General features: G+C 43.6%; 4 protein-coding genes. 3 read left to right on the top strand and 1 reads right to left on the bottom strand.

Annotated features, from left to right (window positions below):
* Positions 1-29: 29 nt before the first annotated feature.
* Complete coding sequence (locus ACWP87_RS13600; RefSeq protein ID WP_014569101.1) at positions 30-1283, top strand: MFS transporter; 1254 nt, start codon at positions 30-32, stop codon at positions 1281-1283.
* Between the two features lie 34 nt (positions 1284-1317).
* Here ACWP87_RS13600 and ACWP87_RS13595 read toward each other — a convergent pair whose 3' ends face one another.
* Positions 1318-2238 carry an IS30 family transposase gene (locus ACWP87_RS13595; protein ID WP_003574021.1) on the bottom strand — a complete coding sequence of 307 codons (921 nt, stop codon included), beginning with the start codon at positions 2236-2238 and terminating at the stop codon, positions 1318-1320.
* Positions 2239-2588: 350 nt separating this feature from the next.
* On the opposite strand from ACWP87_RS13595, the gene ACWP87_RS13590 reads away from it, so the two are divergent.
* Both ACWP87_RS13590 and ACWP87_RS13585 read left to right on the top strand, forming a co-directional pair.
* Complete coding sequence (locus ACWP87_RS13590; RefSeq protein ID WP_029944056.1) at positions 2589-4145, top strand: ClC family H(+)/Cl(-) exchange transporter; 1557 nt, start codon at positions 2589-2591, stop codon at positions 4143-4145.
* Between the two features lie 842 nt (positions 4146-4987).
* The coding region (locus tag ACWP87_RS13585; protein ID WP_048653593.1) for an IS6 family transposase at positions 4988-5649 on the top strand (662 nt) is incomplete at its 3' end.

Raw genomic sequence — 5649 nt, 5'->3', positions numbered from 1 at the left:
TTACCACTTACGAGAAAAGAGGAAACTGAATGGAATATACGCAATCAGCAGTAAAGACGCATCGTGGAACCATTACCTTCATCATGGTCTATATCGGCTATATTATTTGTTTCATCGACCGTTCCGCTATCAGTATTGCGCTATCTTACATTGGTCAAGATCTTCACTTAAGTACAGCAACCCTCGGCGTTGTCGCTAGTGCCTTCTTCTTCTCATATGCATTCATGCAGATTCCAGGAGGTTGGTTGACTGATAAATTCGGCACTTATCGCACCATTATCGTTGCAATCACCATGTGGTCCCTCTTCACCATCCTAACTGGCTTTGCATGGTCATTAGCTTCCCTGATTATCATTCGGATACTTTTTGGCATAGGCGAAGGTACCTATCCTTCTGCCAGTCTTAAACAGATTAGCGAAACCATGCCCTACAACAAAAGAGCCTCTGCCACTTCAGCCACAATTTCATCGAATTATGTTGGTGCAGCGATTGCGCCTGTTGTGATCGCCCCGGTCATTGCATATGCTGGCTGGCGTACTGCTTTCCACCTAATGGGCTTACTCGGTATCGTCTTCATCGTTGTTTATGCCATCATTCTGCGTCCAAGAAAGCAAGCGAGGTTAAAAGCATCAGGCCACGCGACACAAAAACGCGTCCCATGGAAAACCGTTTTAACCAATGGTGTATTATGGCAATTCTTCCTGATCGTCTTTGGCCTCAGCTCTGTCACAAAGGGGCTTGATTCCTGGATGCCGACTTACTTATTAGCAGCACGTCATATTAATTTAGCCGGTATTTCTTGGCTCGTACCCCTACCGTCCCTAGCTGCAGGTGCCGGCTCATTGATTTCGGGATACATCATGGCCCGGTTTTTCAAAGGTAAAGAGAAATTGTTTATTGGCGTTGCAAGCTTGCTGGCAACAGGATTGATGTTCGGGATGTACAAATCTACTGCATTGCCGGCAGTCATCATCTTTGAAATCTTAACCTATTTCTGCAAATCCATTGCTTTTGCTGGTACTTTTGCACTATTTGCGGAACTTGTCAGTAAAAAAGCTTATGGCTCCAGTGTTGGCATCGTTAACTTCGGCGGCCAACTATCCGGTTTTCTTGCCCCCATCATCATCGGTATTTTGGTTCAAATTTCCGGAGGCTCGTACGCTACAGCATTTTTGTTCTTAGTCTTTACAGCTGGGGTTGCCTTCATTGCAGCACTAACGCTCAATCCGGCAAAGTTAAGCAAGATGCGCGCAAAAGCTGTCGCTGCACCCGAGGAGGATTAACATCATGAAAATTACCTAGATTGCAATAATAAAGTTACCACCTAGAAAGAGGCTTGCTCACTGCTTGAACTGGGGTTTGCCAACGGAGACATTTTCTAGGTTTGTTATTGATAAGCGCTGTGGCTTGTTGAATATCGGTCTCTGAAACCTGATCAAACTGTGTTCCCTTCGGGAAATAGTAGCGAAGTTCTCGATTGAACCGTTCATTTGTGCCCCGTTCATTCGGGTGATAGGCGTGGCAAAAGTAAACCGGTATCCGATAGCGCTTTGTAAGCGCCTGATCGCAGGAAAACTCTTTACCGTGATCAACCGTCACTGATCGAACCGGACCCGGAAAGTCCACCATCAGTCTTGCAAATCCCTTAAGAACAGCATTTTGTGATAAGTTTTCAAGCTTAGTTGTCGCCATTAAACGTGTCACCCGATCGACAATGGTCAAAACAGCAGCCTTTGACCCGCGACCACCGCGAACTGTATCCATCTCTAAATGTCCTTTTTCGGTTCGCCGATTAGCTGACTCACTGCGAATCTCAATTGAGGTGCCTACTGCTTGGTTATAGCGCGACCGAAGGTCTTGTCTTCTTTTATGACGTTTACCGTGATCAAAGAGTTGGCTTGGCTGAAAATCGACTTGTCTTTGATAAATCCAGTGGTAAATCGTGTGTGGCGCACAGTGAACGGCATAACCGACCATTTCAGGGGACCAACCTAGGTTTAGCTTCTCAGTTACCATCCGCTTCAACTTAGGCGTTAAAATCGAGTGCCGACCACAACGATGCCGACAAGTATCGGCATGATCCTGAGCTATAATGGCGCAGTAATCACCTTCAGGGCAACGGTGAAGCTCATGCCTAATAGAAATACGAGAGCGGCCTAAGGTCGCGGCGATGTATTGAATCGTGTGGTGTTGCATCAGTTCTATCTGAGATCGTTCAATTAAGGTTATAATGGCCATGGGACCTGTCCTTCTCTCTAGATGGTATGTTATGCAAACACCATTTTAGCAAGAACGGACAGGTCTTTTTTCACATTTTCTGGGTGGTAACTTTAATTATGCAATCTAGGTAGGGCTTACTACTTCTTTCGTTGGAAACAAATATGTTTTCTTAATGTTTTAGGAATTTTTGATCCTAAATATAGGAGTGTAATAATGGTATCCAACTAATTTGCTTATTTAAAACCATCTTAAGGGATACTAGACAGTTTCTAAAAAAGACCGGAGTTTGGAACATCTTATGTTTAGTAACTTAGATTTTACAATCTCAGTTCTATATTAAGTAGAAGGTATACTGGGAGATGAGATATCTGACACAGTTTGTAAAAGAAAAATTTAACCTTACTCGCCTACGATCTGTGCTACTCGGACTACTTGTTGGTTTAATGAGCGGCACTGTTGTCAGCGCGTTTCGCTATTGTATTGAGGTAGGGCTGCGCTATAGTCGGCTGGTATATGGGCACTTGCGAATAGCACCGTTTGTCTGGTGGCAATGGGCGTTGTTGATCGGTGTCAATCTTGGTTTGGCGTTGATCGTGGCGTGGCTTCTCAAGAAAGAGCCCTATATTTCTGGCTCTGGGATTCCGCAAGTTGAAGGCCAGTTGGCTGGTGAATTGGAGATGCACTGGTGGTCGATCCTCTGGCGAAAATTTGTCGGCGGTGTTCTGGCGCTGGGGCCTGGGTTGTTTCTCGGACGGGAAGGACCGTCGATTCAGTTAGGCGCTTCAGTCGGGCAAGGTTTAGCTGCTAGATTCAAGCTATCAGGAACTGATCGGAGATTGTTAATTGCATCCGGTTCTGCTGCTGGCTTGGCGGCAGCATTTAATGCACCCATTGCTGGGACCTTGTTTGTCTTAGAAGAGGTTTACCATAATTTCTCACCGCTTGTTTGGTTAACGGCATTGGCTGGGGCAATTGGATCGGATTTTGTTTCACTGAATGTTTTCGGACTTGTTCCGGTGCTGCATTTAAGCTATTCGCGTAGTTTACCTGTATCGAGTTATTGGCATTTAATTTTGCTAGGCATTCTTTTGGGCTTGTTTGGGTACTTATACCAGCGAATCTTGTTGGTGATGCCGCGGTGGTATCGCAACTTGACACATTTACCGCGGCCATTACAAGGCATTGTACCGTTTCTGCTGGTGATTCTGGTTGGCTATTTTGCACCAAACTTACTTGGTGGTGGCAATGGTTTGATTGTCGGTTTTGGCCAGTATGTGCCATCTTTGCTTGTATTGATCGCAATTTTTGTTGTACGTTTCGTTTTTTCAATGATTTCATATGGTTCTGGATTACCAGGTGTCATTTTTCTGCCGATTCTTTCTTTGGGTGCCGTGATTGGTGCCATTTATGGCGTCTTCATGAATCAACTCGGCTTATTGCCGCACGTTTATATCATGAACTTAATCATTTTTTCAATGGCCGGTTACTTTGCTGGCATTGGGAAAGCACCGTTTACTGCGATTCTATTGGTAACGGAGATGGTTGGTAATTTGACGCATTTGATGCCGTTAGCGGTCCTATCGTTAACTGCTTATCTCGTGGTTGATTTGCTTGGCGGTGCGCCGATCTATGAAGCGTTACTCGAGCAAATGACAATGCCGAAAACAGTTCAACAGCTTCATCGACCCGACCGACTGGAAATACCGGTTTTCTTCGGCAGTCCCTTGAATGGCAAAATGGTCCGCGATATGCCATGGCCTAAAGAAGCATTACTAATCGGAATCCGGCGTGGCGAACAGGAAGTGATTCCACACGGTGATTCCTTGATTCATGAAGGTGACAGTTTAGTAATTTTAACTGACGCAACTAAACGAACATACGTAGAATATCAAATCGGGAAAATCCTAAAGGGGTTTATAAAATAATGTTATTTAAAATTTTCTTTATTGATTTTATTAGCTTAATTTGAATTATCTAGATAATGATATATATTCCAGCTTGTGTCACATTTATATATCTGGTTTGACTAGTTGAGCTGTTAATATCCGATTGGGGAGCCGCTATCTACATCTATTGAGACAAGCTTAAGTATCTCAAGTTAGAAATGCTTCCTTGTCTGACTTACCCTCGCAAGGAAAGCATCTATATATCAAGTAGAAGTAATCTTCTTATAATATGCAAAATGGAGGAGTTTAAAATCAAAAAGCAAGGAAGCATGTATAACAACAGTTGTGTGTATTGCCATAATGTAGTAAGGGGAGACACTAAATCGGATCTTTTTAATTTAGATGATACCCATTGGCAGCTGAACTTAATGCGTGATTATCCGGTACTGGACGTTTATACTGATCCCGGTTTGCAGGAAAAAGCTGAATCTATTTGGATTCATTATTGTCCTATGTGTGGAAGATTCTTGGGTTAAGAAGTTGTTTGATATCTTGGAAAATAACTTAGCTTTTAGATCAAGTCTATTAAAAAATGAATGATTTTTGTCTCATCATCCGTTCTCAGTTTGAATTAATTCACATTGATCTAGAACCATTTCGTAAGAAATTATGTCCTTGAAAAGTTAATTTACTCGGCATCTTTGATGGCCTTTTAGAGTTTCGTATTGACTCTAAATGGTATCAGCTACCTCACGATATACCGAAATGGCAAACTGTTTACACCTGTTTTCCCGTGTGATTAAAGCCACGGTTCTGGTGCAAATTTTCCTCGCTGACTTGATTTTAGTATACTGGGTGCCAAGAAACGAGGGATTGCGCGCATGAATCACTTTAAGGGACGCCACTTTCAAAAGGACATCATCTTAGTAGCCGTTGGCTACTATTTCAGATTCAGTCTCAGCTATCGTGACATCGTTGAATTGCTTCGGGATCGGGGTATCACTGTTCATCACACCACGGTCATGCGTTGGGTTCATCACTATGGCCCCATCTTTAAGGCTCTATGGCGTCGGCATCAAACAGCTCACGCTAAAAGTTGGCGAATCGATGAGACCTATATTCGAGTTAAAGGCCGTTGGGCCTATTTGTATCGCGCTATTGACAGTAACGGTTTGACCATGGATTTTGAGCTACGAAAACACCGCGATTATACCGCATCCTATCACTTTTTGAAGCGTCTCTTGACGACCAATGGTCGGCCTGATCGATTAGTCACTGATCAATATCGGGCAACACTGAAAGCAGTGAAGCACCTGATAAAGCAAGACTATTTGAGCAAATCAGCCCACCAATGTTCCAAATATCGAAATAATTTGATTGAACAGGACCACCGATTCATTAAACGTCATCGTGTCCGCTCAGCAAGCTTTCAAAGCATTCGAACCGCTAGTGCAACGTTGAGCGGTGTGGAAATTGTTCACGCAATACGCAAAAGAACCCTACGAGAGTTAAGTCTCATCGGGTTCTCAGTCGTGGACGAGTT

The sequence above is a fragment of the Lacticaseibacillus sp. 22 genome, assembly GCF_055413445.1.
The sequence above is the reverse complement of the archived record's forward strand: the minus strand, read 5'-3'. Positions and strand labels throughout refer to the sequence as shown.